This window comes from Pseudomonas sp. R4-15, from assembly GCF_055768815.1.
In genome coordinates this window covers 3201215-3217446 of the sequence record NZ_CM147293.1, presented here as the reverse complement: position 1 = coordinate 3217446, position 16232 = coordinate 3201215, and the positions used below count along the sequence as shown (strand labels likewise).

Here is a 16232-nt window from a genome sequence, read left to right as displayed (position 1 = left end):
GTCACAGCAGCGCGGAAGAAAACCGCCCTAGGGCTGTCGAACGCACAGCGCCCCGTGACAGGAGATGAGCATGCACCCGCGAATCCTCGAGGTGACCCAACGGCTGATCGAGCGCAGCCGGGCCACCCGTGAACGCTATCTGCGCCAGATGCACGAAACCGCCGCCCAAGGGCCGCTGCGTGGCCATCTGCAATGCGCCAACTTCGCCCATGGCGTGGCGGGCTGCGGCGCGGAAGACAAGCAAGCGCTGCGGATGATGGAGCAGGTCAACGTGGCCATCGTCTCGGCCTACAACGACATGCTCTCGGCCCATGAGCCGTACCAGCACTTTCCGCCGCTGATCAAGCAGGCGCTGCACGAGATGGGCCACGTGGGCCAGTTCGCCGGTGGTGTGCCCGCGATGTGCGATGGCGTGACCCAGGGCGAGGCCGGGATGGAGTTGAGTCTGGCGAGCCGCGAGGTGATCGCCATGTCCACCGCGGTAGCGCTCTCGCACAACATGTTCGATGCCGCGTTGTGTCTGGGAATCTGCGACAAGATCGTCCCAGGGCTGCTGATCGGCGCTTTGCGCTTCGGGCATTTGCCGGTGCTCTTCGTGCCCGGTGGGCCGATGCCCTCGGGCATCTCCAACAAGGAGAAGGCCGAGGTCCGCCAGCGCTTCGCCGAGGGCAAGGTCACTCGCGAGGAGCTGCTGGAATCGGAGATGAAGTCCTACCACAGCCCGGGCACCTGTACGTTCTACGGCACCGCCAACACCAATCAGATGATGGTCGAGGTGATGGGCCTGCAACTGCCTGGCTCCTCGTTCGTCAACCCATATACGCCGCTGCGCGATGCACTGACCCAGGAAGCCGCCCGGCAGGTCACCCGGCTGACGCGCCAGGCCGGCGAGTTCACGCCGCTGTGCGAGGTGGTGGACGAGAAGGCCATCGTCAATGCCGTGGTCGCCCTCAACGCCACCGGTGGCTCCACCAACCATACGCTGCATATCCCGGCCCTGGCACGTGCGGCCGGTATCCTGCTGACCTGGGAGGACATGGCCGAGATCTCCGCGGTGACGCCCCTGTTGGCGCGTGTCTATCCCAACGGTAAGGAAGACGTGAACGCCTTCCATGCCGCTGGCGGCGTCAACTATATGGTGCGCACGCTGCTCGAGGCGGGATTGCTGCATGAGGATGTGAAAACGGTGGCCGGTCCTGGGCTTTCCCGCTACCTGGAGGAGCCCTTCCTCGATGGCGAGCGACTGGTCTGGCGGCAGGCGCCAATGCAGAGCCTGAATAGCGATATCCTGCGGCCTGCCAGCGAGCCCTTCTCGGCCGAGGGTGGCTTGCGCCTGATGCAGGGCAACCTGGGGCGCGGGATGATGAAGGTCTCGGCGGTGGCGCCGGAACACCGCGTGGTGGAAGCGCCGGCACGGGTCTTCGCCGACCAGGCGGAGCTGGCCGCGGCGTTCAAGGCCGGCGAGCTCGAGCAGGACTTCATCGCGGTGGTGCGGTTCCAGGGGCCGAAGGCCAACGGCATGCCGGAACTGCATAAGCTCACCCCCTTCCTCGGTGTCCTGCAGGATCGTGGCTTCAAGGTTGCGCTGGTCACCGACGGGCGTATGTCCGGTGCCTCCGGCAAGGTGCCGGCGGCGATCCATGTGTGCCCTGAGGCGCTCGATGGCGGCCCGCTGGCGCTGCTGCGCGACGGCGATCCGCTGCGCCTCGATGGCGAGCGCGGCACGCTGAGTGTATTGCTCTCCGACGAAGAGCTGGCGGCGCGAACGCCGACCGCGCCACCGACGGGCACCGGCGTGGGTTGCGGGCGCGAGCTGTTCGCCTTCATGCGTGGGGCCTTCAGTCCGGCCGATCGCGGCGCCAGCGCGTTCGCGGACTCGTTGGAGGCGCTGGACTGATGTTCGGGTTGGTGGGCGATATCGGCGGGACCAACGCGCGCTTCGCCCTGTGGCGGGATGAGACGCTACTACATATCGGTGTGCTGCGGGTGGCCGAGCATGCGACGCCCGAGGCCGCCGTGCGTGCCTATCTGGCACAGGCGGGCGTCGGCCTGGACGAGGTCGCCGACGTGTGCCTGGCCTGCGCCGGGCCGGTGGACGGCGACCTGTTCCGCTTCACCAACAATGCCTGGACCCTGGGTCGCCGCGCGTTCTGTCGCGAGCTGGGGTTGCAGAGGCTGCTGCTGGTGAACGACTTTTCCGCCATGGCGCTGGCGATTCCGGCCTTGTCCGAGGATGAGTTGCTGCCGATCCTGGCGGGCAAGGCGGAGGCGGGGCGCCCAAGGTTGGTGATCGGGCCTGGCACCGGACTGGGTGTCTCCGGGCTGCTGCCGTTGCGTGGTGGACGCTGGATGAGCCTGCCGGGAGAGGGCGGGCACGTCGATCTGCCGGTGGCCGAGCCGGAGGAGGCGGCGATCTGGGAGTACCTCTACCGCAAGGAGGGGCGCATCGATGCCGAGCGCGTGCTCAGCGGCTCGGGATTGCTGCGCCTGTACCGCGCCTGCTGCGCGCTACGGGGCCAGGTCCCAGAGTTGCAGACGCCGGGCCAGGTGACCGAGGCGGCGCTGGCGGGTGATCCGCTGGCTTGCGAGGTGCTCGAACGTTTCTGCGTCTGGCTGGGGCGCGTGGCCGGCAATGCCGTACTCAACCTGGGGGCCCAGGGCGGCGTCTATATCGCCGGGGGCGTGGTACCGCGCTTCGCCGAGTTCTTCCGGGCCAGTGGCTTTCGCCGTGGTTTCCTCGACAAGGGCGCGATGAGCGAGTACTGCGGCCGTGTTCCGGTGTTCTTGGTCACGGCTACGCATCCCGGCCTGCTGGGGGCAGGCCTGAGCCTGCAACAGGCGCGTGAGGCGGGCTGAAGTCAGCCCGCTTCGATGGGGAAGGATTGCAACTGCAGCGTTCCGTCGCGCGCTTCCAATACCCAGCCCAGTCGATCCCAGTCGCCCAGTACTATACGCAGCGCCGCAGCGCCGCCGACGCTGATGCGATGCTCGGCGGGACGGTGGGTGTGGCCATGGATCAGCGTGTGCACGCCGAAGCGTTGCATCAGTGGCGCGATTTCCTCAGGGGTGACGTCGACGATGTCGCTGGCCTTCATGCGCGTCTGCGCGCGGCTTTCGCTGCGCAGCTTGCGCGCCAGCTTGCGCCGTGCCGACAACGGCAGATGACGCAGCAGGAACAGCGACAGCGGGTTGCGCAGCCAGCGGCGCAGGCGCATGTAGCCTTCGTCACGGGTACACAGGGCATCGCCGTGGGAGAGCAGCAACGCCTGGTGATCCAGCTCGATGCGTGTCGGGTCGGGCAGCAAGGTGGCGCCAGCCCGGCGGCAGAAGCGCTGGCCAATGAGGAAGTCGCGGTTGCCGTGCATCAGATACACACGGGTGCCACCGCGACTCAGCTCGGCCAGGGCATCGGCGATGCCCAGCTGGAAGGGCGTGGCACCGTCGTCGCCGATCCAGGCGTCGAAGAAGTCGCCGAGGATATACAGCGCCTTGGCGTACCGCGCCCGCTCGGCGAGGAAATGCAGAAACGCCCGGGTGATGTCCGGGCGTTCTTCCTGCAGGTGCAGGTCGGAGATGAACAGAACGCTCATCGAGCGACTCAGTCCTCGACGACTTCGGCCTTCTCGATGATCACGTCTTCGGCGGGCACGTCCTGGTGGCCGGCCTTGGAGGTGGTGCGCACGCCCTTGATGGCGTTGACCACGTCCATGCCGTCGACCACTTCACCGAACACGGCGTAGCCCCAGCCCTGGGTGGTCGGCGCGGTGTGGTCGAGGAAGGTGTTGTCGGCGACGTTGATGAAGAACTGCGCGCTGGCCGAGTGCGGGTCCATGGTGCGGGCCATGGCGACGGTGCCGACCTTGTTCGAGACGCCGTTGTTGGCTTCGTTCTCGATCGGAGCGCGGGTGGGTTTCTGCTTCATGCCCGGTTCGAAGCCACCGCCCTGAATCATGAAATTGCCGATCACGCGATGGAACACGGTACCGTCGTAGTGACCGGCCTTGACGTACTCCTCGAAGTTCGCGGCGGTCTTCGGCGCCTTGTCGGCGAACAGCTTGAGGGTGATGACGCCGTGGTTGGTGTGCAGCTTGATCATGGCAGTTTTCCGTCGAAGAGTGGAAATCGGAGGTCTGTCAGGCACTTGACAGCTTCGGCTATGATACGGGTTTCGTTTTCCGCGGCCTACCCGTGGCCACGCCAGTATCCAAGGACACCATGAGCACCAAGCCCGAGACGCCCGCTGCCGCCAACTTCCTCCGTCCGATCGTTCAGGCCGACCTGGCCTCCGGTAAGCACGCGAAGATCGTCACCCGCTTCCCGCCGGAGCCCAACGGCTACCTGCACATCGGCCACGCCAAGTCGATCTGCCTGAACTTCGGGCTGGCCGAGGAGTTCGGCGGCGCCTGCAACCTGCGCTTCGACGACACCAACCCGGCCAAGGAAGACCAGGAGTACATCGACGCCATCAAGGCCGACGTACAGTGGCTGGGCTTCACCTGGGCCGGCGAGGAGCACTACGCCTCGGACTACTTCGACCAACTGCACGAATGGGCGCTGCACCTGATCCGCGAGGGCAAGGCCTACGTCTGCGACCTGTCGCCGGATGAGGCCCGCGAATACCGCGGCACGCTGACCGAACCCGGCCGCAACAGCCCCTTCCGCGAGCGTTCGGTGGAAGAGAACCTGGAACTGTTCGCCCGCATGCGCGCTGGCGAGTTTCCCGACGGCGCCCGAGCCTTGCGTGCCAAGATCGATATGTCCGCGCCGAACATGAACCTGCGCGACCCGATCCTCTACCGCATCCGCCACGCCCATCACCACCAGACCGGCGACAAGTGGTGCATCTATCCCAGCTACGACTTCACCCACGGTCAGTCGGATGCCATCGAGGGGGTCACCCATTCGATCTGCACCCTGGAGTTCGAGGACCATCGTCCGCTCTACGAATGGTTCCTGGAGAACCTGCCGGTGCCTGCCACGCCGCGCCAGTACGAATTCGCCCGCCTCAACCTGAACTACACCGTCACCAGCAAGCGCAAGCTCAAGCAACTCGTGGATGAGAAGCACGTCGGCGGTTGGGATGATCCGCGCATGTCCACGCTCTCCGGCTACCGCCGCCGCGGCTACACCCCGGCGTCGATCCGCAATTTCTGCGACATGATCGGCGTCAACCGCGCCGGTGGGGTGGTCGACATCGGCATGCTCGAGTTCGCCATCCGCGAAGATCTGGACGCCAACGCGCCGCGCGCCATGTGCGTGCTCAAGCCGCTCAAGGTGACCATCACCAACCTGCCCGAAGGTCAGCGCGATGCGCTGGAGCTGCCGTGCCATCCGAAGCAGGACATGGGTGTGCGTCAGTTGGCCTTCGACCGCGAGATCTACATCGACGCGGCCGACTTCGAGGAAGTGCCGCCGCCCGGCTACAAGCGCCTGACCCTCGGTGGCGAGGTGCGCCTGCGCGGCGCCTACGTGATGCGCGCCGACGAGATGGTCAAGGATGCCGACGGCAACCTGGTCGAACTGCGTTGCAGCGTCGATCTCGAGACCCTCGGCGCCAACCCGGTCGGGCGCAAGGTCAAGGGCGTGATCCACTGGGTCTCCGCCAGCGACAGCGTTGAGTGCGAAGTGCGCCTCTACGACCGCCTGTTCCGCTCGGCCAACCCGGAGAAGGCGGAAGAGGGCGGCAGCTTCCTCGACAACATCAACCCCGATTCGCTGCAGGTGCTCAGCGGCTGCCGCGCGGAGCCGTCGCTGGCCGCCGCGCAGCCCGGGGAGCGTTTCCAGTTCGAGCGCGAAGGCTACTTCTGCGTCGATGCCAAGGACAGCAAGCCGGGCGCGCTGGTCTTCAACCGTACCGTGACCCTGCGTGACTCCTGGGGTGGCAAGTAATGGCGCTGTCGCTCTACAACACGCTGAGCAAGACCAAGGAACCGTTCACGCCGCTGCTCGGCAACAGCGTGCGCATGTACGTCTGCGGCATGACCGTCTACGACTTCTGCCACATCGGTCATGCGCGGGTGATGGTGGCCTTCGATGTGGTCGCCCGCTGGCTGCGACATAGCGGCTACGAGCTGACCTACGTACGCAACATCACCGACGTGGACGACAAGATCATCCGCCGCGCCAACGACAACGGCGAGCCGTTCGAGGCGCTGGTGGAGCGCATGATCGGTGCCATGCACGAAGACGAGGCGCGTCTCTCGGTGCTGCGTCCGGACCAGGAACCGCGGGCCACCGGGCACATTCCCGGCATGCACGAGATGATCCAGACGCTGATCGACAAGGGCTATGCCTACGCCCCTGGCAACGGAGACGTCTATTACCGGGTCGGCAAGTTCGAGGGCTACGGCAAGCTGTCGCGGCGCAAGATCGAGGACCTGAAGATCGGCGCGCGCATCGAGCCGGGCGAAGCCAAGGAAGATCCGCTGGACTTCGTGCTCTGGAAGGGCGCCAAGCCCGGCGAGCCGAGCTGGGATTCGCCCTGGGGCAAGGGGCGTCCGGGCTGGCACATCGAATGCTCGGTGATGTCCACCTGCTGCCTGGGCGATACCTTCGACATCCATGGCGGCGGCCCGGACCTGGTGTTCCCGCACCACGAGAACGAGATCGCGCAGAGCGAAGCCGCCACCGGAAAACCCTACGCGGCGGCCTGGATGCATGCCGGTGCGGTGCGCGTGGACGGCGAGAAGATGTCCAAGAGCCTGGGCAACTTCTTCACCATCCGCGAGGTGCTGGAGAAGTACCATCCCGAGGTGGTGCGCTACCTGCTGGTCTCCAGCCACTACCGCAGCCCGATCAACTATTCCGAGGACAGCCTGCGCGAGGCCAAGGGCGCGCTGGAGCGCTTCTATCATGCGCTCAAGGGCCTGCCCGATGCGGCGCCGGCGGGCGGCGACGCCTTCGTCGAGCGCTTCACGGCGGCGATGGACGACGACTTCAACAGCCCCGAGGCCTGCGCCGTGCTGTTCGAGATGGTCCGCGAAGTGAACCGCCTGCGTGACGCCGACCTGGCGGCCGCCGCGGCGCTGGCTGCGCAACTGCGTCGCCTGGCCGAGGTGCTCGGTGTGCTGCAGCTCGAACCCGAGGCGTTCCTCCAGGCCGGCGCCGAAGGCAAGGTCGATGCCGCCGAGGTCGAGGCACTGATCGCCGCACGCCTGGCGGCACGTGCCGAGAAGAACTGGGCCGAGTCCGACCGCATCCGCGACCAGCTCACCGCCATGGGTGTGGTACTGGAAGACGGCAAGGGCGGCACCACCTGGCGCGTGGCCGAATGACGGCGGCCAGCGAGTCGGGCCTGATCGTCGAGGACCTGGCCCTCGGCGAGGGCAAGGCGGCGGTCAAGGGCGCGCTGATCACCACCCATTACCACGGCACTCTGGTCGACGGCACGGTGTTCGACTCTTCCATCGAGAAGGGCCGGCCGTTCCAGTGCGTGATCGGCACCGGCCGCGTCATCAAGGGTTGGGACCTGGGTCTGATGGGCATGCGCGTCGGCGGCAAGCGCCGGCTGTTCGTGCCCGCCGCACTGGCCTATGGCGAGCGCCAGGTCGGTGCGCACATCGCGCCGCATTCCGATCTGCAGTTCGAGATCGAACTACTGGAAGTTCTCACCCGCGACGACTGACGCGCACCCGGCGGGACAGACGGCGTTCGAACAACTATGGTTGAACGTCGGATGTCCCTTCTCTCTGGGTGGGCTTTGCGATGTACATCCTCGCGCTGGCCGTCGATTACGACGGCACCCTTGCCGAACACGGCTACGTCGACGCCGAGACCCTGGCCGCCTTGCGGCGTCTGCGCGAGAGCGGGCGGCGTCTGCTGCTGGTGACGGGCCGTGAACTCACTGACCTGCGGCATGCCTGCGCCCACCTGGATCTCTTCGATTGCATCGTCGCGGAGAACGGCGCGCTGCTCTACGAGCCGGCCAGCGGCCGCGAACTGATGCTCGCCGACGCGGCGCCGGCGGCTCTGGTGCAGCGTCTGGAGCAGGCCGGTGTGGCGCCCATTTCGGTGGGACGCTCGATCATCGCCACCTGGAAGCCCCACGAACACACGGTGATGGAGGCGATCCGCGAGCTGGGCCTGGATCTGCACATGCTGTTCAACAAGGACGCCATCATGATTCTGCCCAGCGGCGTCAACAAGGCCTCCGGGTTGCGTCGCGCGCTACGCGAGCTGGACCTCTCGGCGATGAACCTGGTGGCGGTGGGGGACGCGGAAAACGACCACGCCTTCCTCAGCGTGTGCGGCGGCAGCGCCGCGGTGGCCAACGCGCTGCCGGCGCTGCGTGAGATGGTGGACATTCGCCTGGCGGGGGACCACGGGCGGGGCATCGTCGAGCTGATCGAGCGCATCCTCGTCGAGGACGCCGCGCTGCTTCCCGAGCCTCGCCGCGGCATCGTCGCCGGGCATGCCCGGCAGGAGGAAGCGGTCTACCTGTTTCCGTTCGACGTGGCGCTGCTGCTGGGCAACTCCGGCTGCGGCAAGTCCAGCTACGTGACGCTGCTCAGCGAGCGCATGCATGCGCGTGGCTTCGAGTTCTGCATCATCGATCCGGAGGGCGACTACCAGCCGCTGGAACATGCGCTGACCGTGGGCGGTGCCGGCGAGGCGCCTACGACGGAGCAGGCATTGCACTCGCTGCTGCAGGCGGATATCAGCGTGGTGGTGAACACCGTGGCGCTGGGCGCCGATGCGCGCCAGGCGTTGTTCGCCGACCTGGCGCCGGCGCTGCGGCAGATGCGCGCACGCTCCGGGCGTCCGCACTGGCTGGTGATCGACGAGGCGCACTACACACTGCCGGGGTTCGGCGACAGCCCGGGTCCTACGGCGCGTGCCGGTGCCGGTGGTTTGCTGGTGACGCTCAGCCCGGACATGCTCGACGCCGAGGTCCTGCAGGAAGTGGACGTGGTGATGACCATGGGCAGCACGGCGGCGGAGTTGCTGCGGCTGTTCGCCCAACGTGTCGGGCGCGAAGTCCCGGAGTCCCTGGCACCGCTGGGCGAAGGCGAGTTCCTGTTCTGGCGCCTGGGCCAGGCGCCGCGTCGTTTGCTGAGTGCGGCCGCGCAGCAGGAGCACCATCGCCATTGCGGCAAGTACGCCTGTGGCGATGTGGGCTACTGGTCGGCGTTCTACTTCCCGACATTGGGCAAGCGTGCGCGGAATCTGGGTGAGTTCCTGGAACTGGCCGCGCAGCTGGCGCCGGAGGATTGGCTGCGGCACCTGCGGGCGGGGGATTATTCGGCCTGGTTCAGGCGCATCATCCATGACGATGTCCTCGCACGGCAGACGCAGGCCATCGAGCATCAGGGCGAACTGGAGGCCGCGCAGAGCTTGTGGCGTATCCGCCGTCTGTTGCAGGAGCGTTATACCCTGGCGGCACCAGCCATCGCCGTGGAGGACTGAAAGCGCGACCTCGACCGCTTCTGTCGGGTATCATTTTTGTCCGATGAATCAATGACCTGCGCTTTGCAGGGCGGTCCATGGACAAACTCTTCTCGCGCTGCCGTCGTTCGCTGCAGGCAACCCTGGTGCGCTGCTTTCCGCGAACCACGGCCTACCTGCGCGGCGATGAACCTGCGGCGCCTGCTTCGCGCGCCAAGCGCAGGCCCGCCAAGCCCAAGACGCCGTCCGAAGCGCCTGTGGGCATCCACTCCGGGCGGCGCTGGCCGGCGAATGCGGCTGCGGAAACGGCGATGCGCGAGAAGGTTGCGCAGGCGGTCGCGGCGGGCTTGATCGGCGCGCCCTCGGACGAGCAATGGGCGATGATCCTGGCGCGCGACCCGTCGCTGCGCGTATTCGCCGGTGCCGGCTCCGGCAAGTCCAGCAGCCTGTTGCTGCGGGTGCTGTTCCTGCTCTGCCATCGGGGCATCGCGGTCGACCGGCTCACGCTGATTTCCTTCACCAACGCCTCATGCGCCGAGTTGCGCGAGCGCCTCGGTCAACTGATGGCGTTCTGGGGGCAGCCGCTGAGCGCTCGACAGGCGCGCCAGTGCGTGCGGACCTTCCATTCGCTGATGGTCGGCATGGCGCGCGGGGTGCTTGCCGATCCGGCCTGGTTCGAGCAACTGGGGCGGCGCGGCGAAGCGGATAACCCAATGGCCGGCGGACGCCTGGCGGCGGGGCAGTCGCGCATGCTGGAGGAGGCGTTCGACGTGCTCAGGCAGCAGTCGCCGGACTTCGCCGAACGGGCGGGCGCGCTGGCGCCGGACGGGCGCGTGCAGTTGGCCGGGGAGGCTCGGGCCCAGAGTCTCCCCGAGGCCCTGTACGCGCAAGCCGGGTTCGCCATGAGCCTGGGGCTCGAGCCGGCTGCGCTCGCCGAGCGGCCTGGACTGCCCGCCGCCGAGCGCGACTTCCTGCGTCTACTGGCGCAGTTCTGGCCGTTCTTCGAGCAGCGCCTGGAGGCCGAGGGGCTGATGAGCTTCGATCGCGCCTTCGCCGCGCTGGAGCAGCGGCTGCAAAAGGACCAGGTGTCCTTGGCACTGCTGTTGCCGATGCAGCATCTGCTGATCGACGAATTCCAGGACGTTTCGCCGCGTATCGTCGCCTGGCTGGCGGCGTTGCACGGCGCGCTGGCGCGGGCCGGTGAGCCGCCGAGCCTGATGGCGATCGGCGATGACTGGCAGTCGATCTACGGCTGGCGGGGCAGTTCGCCGCAACTGTTCGCCGACTTCGACCGGCATTTTCCACGGCAGGGTCGCACACGCAGCCGCGTGCTGCTGCTGGAAACCAACTACCGCTGTGTCGAGCGGGTGATCCGCGATGCGGCTCGGTTGATCGAGCCGGTTCGCTACAAGCGTGAGAAGAGCTGTCGCGCCGCTCTGGCGACTCGCCGTGGCGATCATGGCGTACGCGTGGTATCCGATTTTCAGCTCGAGCGCGATCTGCCGCTGCTGCTGGAGGAGATCACCAGGCAATGCCGGCGCCTCGGCGAAGGCGAGCGCCTGCTGTTGCTGTCGCGGCGCAACGAATCGTTGCGCAAGGTCACCCAAGCCCTGGACAAGGCATTGCCCGTGCAGGCGATGACCATTCACCGGGCCAAGGGGCTGCAGGGCAGTGTGGCGATCGTCCTCGACGATTGCCAGCCGCCGCTGGCGCACCCGCTGCGCGATGCGTTGTACCGTCACTGCGGGTGGTTCCGTGGCGGCTACGACGAGGCGATGGCCGATGAGAGCCTGCGCCTGGCCTATGTCGCGGTGACCCGCGGCGCGCGCCGGGTGCTCTGGTATACCCGCCAGCGCCAGGGTGCCTGCGCCTTGCTGGAATAGCACCCTAGGCCCCTGGAAACACCCGTGCGCAGAGGAAGTCCACCAGCGCCCGCACCTTCGGCGAGGGGTGCTTGCTCGCAGGCCAGAGTATGTGGAAGGTCCCCGTGCGCTCCATGCGGTCCGCGAGGAGGAGGCGAAGACGGCCGTCGGCCAATGGCTCGCGGATGGCGAAGTCCGGTAGATAGGCGATTCCCAGCCCTTGTAGCGCAAAGCACAGCCGCGTCTCGATGTTGTTGCAGATCATCGAGGTAGGCAATTGCAGGTCCGCTGCGCCGGGCTCCTGCCGCAACGCCCAGGTTTCCAACTTGCCGCTGGTGGGGAAGCGGTAGTGCAGGCAGGTGTGCCGTAGCAGGTCGCTCGGTGCTTGAGGCACGCCGCGTCGTTCCAGGTAGTCGGGCGAGGCGACCAGTACCAAGCGGAAGGTGCCCAGTCTACGCGCCGTGAGGCGCGAATCGCTTGGCTCGCCCGCGCGCACCACGGCATCGAAACCCTCCTCGATCACATCGACCATCCGGTCGGTGAAGTCCAGGTCCAGCTCGATTTCGGGGTACTCGCGCATGAACTCGCCGAGCACGGGCAGTACCAGCGAGCTGACGAGGGGAAGGCTTACGCGCAAACGTCCACGGGGCGCGGCGCTGGCCTGCGACAGCTCCAGTTCTGCCGCCTCGATCTCGGCCAGGATGCGTCGACTGCGCTCGAGGAACAGGGTGCCCTCGGCGGTGAGCGTGATACTGCGCGTGCTGCGGTGAAACAGGCGTACCCCCAGCTTCTCCTCCAGTCGCGCCACGCTCTTGCCGACGGCCGAGGCCGAGACACCCAGGAGCCGGCCAGCAGCGACGAAACTGCGTGTCTCGGCGACCTGTACGAACACCACGAAGCTATTCAGGCTGTCCATCTTGCTGCTCGATTGCGGACCTTAATATCCGTTTAAACAGGAACTGTAGCCTGCTTTTTCTTTAATCGAGGGATTTTTATCGTGAGGCCTCATCCCTTGAGTCGAGTGATTGGCCATGACGAATCCCCCATTTTGCCTAGCCAAAGGCGTCCCAGCGGAGCAGCTCGGTCAGCGCCTGCGTGACACCGTTCAGCAGGCGCTCGATGCGCAGCGACTGGTGGGCTGCGTCGTTCTGGTGGCGCGCGACGGTGAGCTGGTTCACCGTCAGGCCGCGGGTTTCGCCGACCGTGAAAGCGCACGACCCATGAGGGCCGATACGCTGTTTCGGCTGGCGTCGGTGAGCAAGCCCATCGTTGCCACGGCGGCCCTGGTGCTGGTGGCGCACGGGCGGCTCGAGCTGGACGCTGACATCCGAAACTGGTTGCCCGAGTTCGAGCCGCGCTTGGCGGACGGTCGCCGCGCCCGCATCACGCCGCGGCAGTTGCTCAGCCATACGGCCGGTCTTGGCTATCGCTTTCTCGAAAGCAGTGCGGCCGGCCCTTACGCCCGGGCCGGTGTGTCGGACGGCATGGATGCCTCTGGCATCAGCCTGGAGGAAAATCTGCGTCGTCTCGCCAGCGTGCCGCTGCTTTACGAGCCGGGTACGTCGTGGGGCTATTCATTGGCGACGGATGTGCTGGGTGCGCTGATCGCACGGGTCCATGGCGCGTCGCTGGAAGAAACGGTGAGGCAACTGGTGACTGCACCGCTGGGGATGCTCGATACGGGATTTTCCGCGAACGATCCCCAGCGCGTGGCGACCGCCTACGTGAGCGACACACCGAGGCCGCATCGGCTGGCCGAGGGGGAGACGGTCCCGGTCTTCGAGGGCACCGTGGGGATTACCTTCAGCCCCTCGCGTATCTTCGATTCGCAGGCATTTCCGTCCGCGGGCGCGGGCATGGCGGGGACCGCGGAGGACCTGCTGCGCCTGCTGGAGGCCCTGCGCCAGGAGCAGGGCGCGTTGCTGCCCAGCGATCTGGTCGCGGAGATGGGTCGGGATCAAACCGGAGGGCGAGAATTGCCGGGGGCGCCTGGCTTCGGTTTCGGGCTGGGTTTCTCGGTCCTGCGCGACCCGGCGCAGGCCGCGTCTCCGGAGTCGCCAGGCACCTGGCGCTGGGGTGGTGCCTACGGGCACGCCTGGTTCGTGGATCGCGCCCGGCGCCTGAGCGTCGTCGCCTTTACCAACACCCTCTACGAGGGGATGACCGGCCGCTTCGTCGGCGACCTGCGCGACGCCGTCTATGGCGCGCTGGAGGCCGGTCAATGAGCGCTGAACGCCTGCCTCTGGGGGCATTGCTGGCTCTGGCGATGGCAGCCTTCATCACCATTCTCACCGAGGCACTGCCCGCCGGGCTGCTGCCGCAGATGGCGCAGGGCCTGGCGGTATCCGAGGCCTGGGTCGGGCAGACCGTGACGATCTATGCCATCGGCTCGCTGGTGGCGGCGATACCCCTGACCACGATCACGCAGGGCATGCGCCGGCGCCCTCTGTTGCAGGTGGCCATCGCCGGTTTCGTCGTGGCCAATAGCGTTACGACGGTTTCCGGCAGCTATCTCCTGACGATGCTGGCGCGCTTCCTCGCGGGTGTTTCGGCCGGCTTGTTGTGGGCGTTGTTGGCAGGCTATGCCGCGCGCATGGTGCCCGAAGAACAGAAAGGCCGCGCCATCGCCATTGCAATGGTCGGTACGCCACTGGCGCTGTCGCTGGGCGTACCGGCGGGCACCTTCTTCGGCAACCTGGTCGGCTGGCGGGCTTGCTTTGGCAGCATGAGCGTACTGGCCCTGGTGCTCATGCTGTGGGTCAGCATCCGGTTGCCGGACTTCGCCGGGCAGCCGCGGACCAGGCGGCTGTCACTGCGTCGGGTGTTCAGCCGCGCCGGCGTGCGTCCGGTGCTGTTCGCGGTGCTGACCTTCGTCCTGGCGCATAACCTTCTCTACACCTACATCGCGCCGTTCCTGGCGGCGACCGGCATGGCCGAGCGAACGGATGTGGTGCTGCTGGTGTTCGGTATCAGCTCGCTGCTGGGTATCTGGATCATCGGCACGCTGATCGACCAGCACCTGCGTGCGCTGAGCCTGGCCGCCACTGCCGTGTTCGCTATCGCCGCTCTGGCGTTGGGCGTTGGCGGCGGTGAACCCATCGTGGTGCATGCGGCGGTGGCTGGCTGGGGGCTGGCTTTTGGCGGTGCGGCGACGTTGTTCCAAACGGCGCTGGCGAAGACCGCTGGCGAAGCGGCAGATATCGCCCAATCCATGTTGGTCACCGTATGGAACACGGCGATCGCGGGCGGCGGCCTGCTGGGCGGCGTATTGCTCGAACGCTGGGGTGTCGGGAGTTTCGCGCCGGTCCTGCTGGTATTGCTGGCGGCGACGCTGGTAACGGTCTGGCGCTCCAGGGTTCGGGGCTTTCCGGCGTCTGCGTCTGTCGCTGAGGTGATCGGGTCGTGAAATGAAAAAGGGCGCTCGAAGCGCCCTTTGGACAGCCTGGAGCGCCGTCAGTCGTGCAGTTCCTCGCAGGCCTGCAGGGTGTTCTCCAGCAGGCCGGCGCGGGTCATCGGGCCGACGCCGCCGGGCACCGGCGTGATCCAGCCGGCGCGGGGCAGGGCGGTCTCGTAGATCACGTCACCGACCAGGCGGCCATCGGCCTGGCGGTTGATGCCGACGTCGATGACGATCGCGCCGGGCTTGATCCATTCGCCTTTCACCAGGCCGGGCTTGCCGGCGGCGACCACGACCAGGTCGGCACGGGCGACGTGCGCTTCCAGGTCACGGGTGAAGCGATGGGTCACGGTCGTGGTGCAACCGGCCAGAAGCAGCTCCAGCGCCATCGGCCGGCCGACGATGTTGGAAGCGCCGACGACCGTGGCGTCCAGCCCGTAGAGATCCACGCCGGTGCTGTGCAGCAGGGTGATGATGCCCTTGGGCGTGCAGGGGCGCAGCAGCGGCATGCGCTGCGCCAGTCGGCCGATGTTGTAGGGGTGGAAGCCGTCCACGTCCTTGTCCGGACGGATGCGCTCCAGCAGCAGCGAGGCGTCCAGGTGGGCGGGCAGCGGTAGCTGCACGAGAATCCCGTCGATCAGCGGATCCCCATTGAGCTCGTCGATCAGGGCCAGCAAATGCTCCTGGCTCGTATCGGCGGCCAGGTCATAGGCCCGGGAGACGAAGCCGACTTCTTCGCAGTCCTTGCGCTTGTGGGCTACGTAGACTTCGGAGGCCGGGTCGTTGCCGACCAGGATCACCGCGAGGCCGGGGGCGCGCAGGCCCTGCTGGCGACGCTGGGCGACGCGCTCGGCGATGGAGCGGCGCAGATTGGCGGCGATCGCTTTGCCGTCGATCAGTTGTGCGGTCATGGCGCTAGGGAAACCCTATGCAAGAGGAAAGAGAGGACGCGCATTCTCGCATGCGTGACCGCGCCGGCAAAGCGACGACGTCATGCCCGCCCGCGACCGGGTGTTTTCGCGCCTCTCTCTATGGGAAGTGTATATATCTGAATTTTCTTGAAAATTAGTGTTGACGAGGTTCGGGGCGGCCATTAAGATTCGCCCCGCTTGTCGAGCACAGCCAGCCGCTGGCGAAGCAGGCGGTCGGCATCGAGCCCAGGCGGTATCGGGACTTCGGCACCGGGCGCCCGTAGCTCAGCTGGATAGAGCATCCGCCTTCTAAGCGGATGGTCGCAGGTTCGAGTCCTGCCGGGCGTGCCACTCGATGTCACGACAAGCAATGCAATATGGTGGGCGTAGCTCAGTTGGTAGAGCACAGGATTGTGGCTCCTGGTGTCGTGGGTTCGATTCCCATCGTCCACCCCATATTTCCGAAAGCGCCAGGCACCTTGCCTGGCGCTTTTGTTTCAGCGTCTCGCGGACGTGGTGGAATTGGTAGACACACCAGATTTAGGTTCTGGCGCCGCAAGGTGTGAGAGTTCGAGTCTCTCCGTCCGCACCATCTTCTCTTTATTCTTCTCAGTACTCTTGCGCGGCGGCGCGGCGGCGCGGCGGCTTACTTGTCGCTGCGCACTGTTTTGCCTGCTG

13 protein-coding genes and 3 tRNA genes are annotated in these 16232 nt (G+C 66.7%); 12 read left to right on the top strand and 4 right to left on the bottom strand.

Annotated features, from left to right (window positions below; genetic code table 11):
- Positions 1–70 precede the first annotated feature (70 nt).
- Positions 71–1897 carry a phosphogluconate dehydratase gene (gene edd, locus ACYRGX_RS15330; protein ID WP_473053321.1) on the top strand — a complete coding sequence of 609 codons (1827 nt, stop codon included), beginning with the start codon at positions 71–73 and terminating at the stop codon, positions 1895–1897.
- Complete coding sequence (locus ACYRGX_RS15325) at positions 1894–2856, top strand: glucokinase (RefSeq protein ID WP_473056704.1); 963 nt, start codon at positions 1894–1896, stop codon at positions 2854–2856. The genes edd and ACYRGX_RS15325 overlap by 4 nt, the downstream gene beginning before the upstream one ends.
- 2 nt (positions 2857–2858) lie before the next feature.
- Here the strand turns inward: ACYRGX_RS15325 and lpxH are convergent, their stop codons facing one another.
- Positions 2859–3590, bottom strand: coding sequence for a UDP-2,3-diacylglucosamine diphosphatase (gene lpxH / locus ACYRGX_RS15320; RefSeq protein ID WP_473053320.1), 732 nt, complete (start codon positions 3588–3590; stop codon positions 2859–2861).
- Between the two features lie 8 nt (positions 3591–3598).
- A complete protein-coding gene (locus ACYRGX_RS15315) occupies positions 3599–4096 on the bottom strand; it encodes a peptidylprolyl isomerase (RefSeq protein ID WP_473053319.1) in 498 nt (165 codons plus the stop codon).
- Between the two features lie 119 nt (positions 4097–4215).
- Between ACYRGX_RS15315 and ACYRGX_RS15310 the strand changes: the two genes are divergently transcribed.
- The 5 genes from ACYRGX_RS15310 (at position 4216) to ACYRGX_RS15290 (ending at position 11267) form a co-directional block, all read left to right on the top strand.
- Entirely contained in the window at positions 4216–5889 is a 1674-nt protein-coding gene (locus ACYRGX_RS15310) for a glutamine--tRNA ligase/YqeY domain fusion protein (protein ID WP_473053318.1), read from the top strand.
- The gene (gene cysS, locus ACYRGX_RS15305) at positions 5889–7274 is read left to right on the top strand and encodes a cysteine--tRNA ligase (protein ID WP_473053317.1); all 1386 of its coding nucleotides are present in this window, start codon (positions 5889–5891) and stop codon (positions 7272–7274) included. The genes ACYRGX_RS15310 and cysS overlap by 1 nt, the downstream gene beginning before the upstream one ends.
- Positions 7271–7624: an FKBP-type peptidyl-prolyl cis-trans isomerase gene (locus ACYRGX_RS15300; protein ID WP_473053316.1), complete on the top strand. Its 354-nt coding sequence runs from the start codon at positions 7271–7273 to the stop codon at positions 7622–7624. Before cysS ends, ACYRGX_RS15300 begins: the two co-directional genes overlap by 4 nt.
- Positions 7625–7704: 80 nt before the next feature.
- Positions 7705–9405, top strand: coding sequence for an HAD-IIB family hydrolase (locus ACYRGX_RS15295; protein WP_473053315.1), 1701 nt, complete (start codon positions 7705–7707; stop codon positions 9403–9405).
- A gap of 77 nt (positions 9406–9482) precedes the next feature.
- Positions 9483–11267 (top strand): UvrD-helicase domain-containing protein, encoded by a 1785-nt coding sequence (locus tag ACYRGX_RS15290; protein WP_473053314.1) that lies wholly within the window; start codon positions 9483–9485, stop codon positions 11265–11267.
- A 4-nt stretch (positions 11268–11271) separates the two neighbouring features.
- Here the strand turns inward: ACYRGX_RS15290 and ACYRGX_RS15285 are convergent, their stop codons facing one another.
- On the bottom strand, positions 11272–12162 hold the full coding sequence (locus ACYRGX_RS15285) for a LysR family transcriptional regulator (RefSeq protein WP_473053313.1): 891 nt from the start codon (positions 12160–12162) through the stop codon (positions 11272–11274).
- A 115-nt stretch (positions 12163–12277) separates the two neighbouring features.
- On the opposite strand from ACYRGX_RS15285, the gene ACYRGX_RS15280 reads away from it, so the two are divergent.
- Together ACYRGX_RS15280 and ACYRGX_RS15275 are read left to right on the top strand one after the other, a co-directional pair.
- A complete protein-coding gene (locus tag ACYRGX_RS15280) occupies positions 12278–13471 on the top strand; it encodes a serine hydrolase domain-containing protein (RefSeq protein ID WP_473053312.1) in 1194 nt (397 codons plus the stop codon).
- A complete protein-coding gene (locus ACYRGX_RS15275; protein WP_473053311.1) occupies positions 13468–14652 on the top strand; it encodes an MFS transporter in 1185 nt (394 codons plus the stop codon). The genes ACYRGX_RS15280 and ACYRGX_RS15275 overlap by 4 nt, the downstream gene beginning before the upstream one ends.
- A 47-nt stretch (positions 14653–14699) precedes the next feature.
- On the opposite strand, the gene folD is transcribed toward ACYRGX_RS15275, so the two are convergent.
- A complete protein-coding gene (gene folD, locus ACYRGX_RS15270; protein ID WP_473053310.1) occupies positions 14700–15554 on the bottom strand; it encodes a bifunctional methylenetetrahydrofolate dehydrogenase/methenyltetrahydrofolate cyclohydrolase FolD in 855 nt (284 codons plus the stop codon).
- Positions 15555–15828: 274 nt separating this feature from the next.
- On the opposite strand from folD, the gene ACYRGX_RS15265 reads away from it, so the two are divergent.
- The 3 genes from ACYRGX_RS15265 (at position 15829) to ACYRGX_RS15255 (ending at position 16146) form a co-directional block, all read left to right on the top strand.
- Positions 15829–15905, top strand: a tRNA-Arg gene (locus ACYRGX_RS15265).
- Between the two features lie 29 nt (positions 15906–15934).
- Positions 15935–16010, top strand: a tRNA-His gene (locus ACYRGX_RS15260).
- A 51-nt stretch (positions 16011–16061) separates the two neighbouring features.
- Positions 16062–16146 (top strand) — tRNA-Leu (locus tag ACYRGX_RS15255).
- Positions 16147–16232: the final 86 nt, after the last annotated feature.

What these genes read in the sequence shown, in the direction of transcription:
- ACYRGX_RS15290 (WP_473053314.1), top strand. Translation starts at nt 9,483, where the DNA reads ATGGACAAACTCTTCTCGCGCTGCCGTCGTTCGCTGCAGGCAACCCTG.
- ACYRGX_RS15295 (WP_473053315.1), top strand. Translation starts at nt 7,705, where the DNA reads ATGTACATCCTCGCGCTGGCCGTCGATTACGACGGCACCCTTGCCGAA.
- ACYRGX_RS15315 (WP_473053319.1), bottom strand. Translation starts at nt 4,096, where the DNA reads ATGATCAAGCTGCACACCAACCACGGCGTCATCACCCTCAAGCTGTTC.
- ACYRGX_RS15285 (WP_473053313.1), bottom strand. Translation starts at nt 12,162, where the DNA reads ATGGACAGCCTGAATAGCTTCGTGGTGTTCGTACAGGTCGCCGAGACA.
- ACYRGX_RS15275 (WP_473053311.1), top strand. Translation starts at nt 13,468, where the DNA reads ATGAGCGCTGAACGCCTGCCTCTGGGGGCATTGCTGGCTCTGGCGATG.
- cysS (WP_473053317.1), top strand. Translation starts at nt 5,889, where the DNA reads ATGGCGCTGTCGCTCTACAACACGCTGAGCAAGACCAAGGAACCGTTC.
- folD (WP_473053310.1), bottom strand. Translation starts at nt 15,554, where the DNA reads ATGACCGCACAACTGATCGACGGCAAAGCGATCGCCGCCAATCTGCGC.
- lpxH (WP_473053320.1), bottom strand. Translation starts at nt 3,590, where the DNA reads ATGAGCGTTCTGTTCATCTCCGACCTGCACCTGCAGGAAGAACGCCCG.
- ACYRGX_RS15280 (WP_473053312.1), top strand. Translation starts at nt 12,278, where the DNA reads ATGACGAATCCCCCATTTTGCCTAGCCAAAGGCGTCCCAGCGGAGCAG.
- edd (WP_473053321.1), top strand. Translation starts at nt 71, where the DNA reads ATGCACCCGCGAATCCTCGAGGTGACCCAACGGCTGATCGAGCGCAGC.
- ACYRGX_RS15310 (WP_473053318.1), top strand. Translation starts at nt 4,216, where the DNA reads ATGAGCACCAAGCCCGAGACGCCCGCTGCCGCCAACTTCCTCCGTCCG.
- ACYRGX_RS15300 (WP_473053316.1), top strand. Translation starts at nt 7,271, where the DNA reads ATGACGGCGGCCAGCGAGTCGGGCCTGATCGTCGAGGACCTGGCCCTC.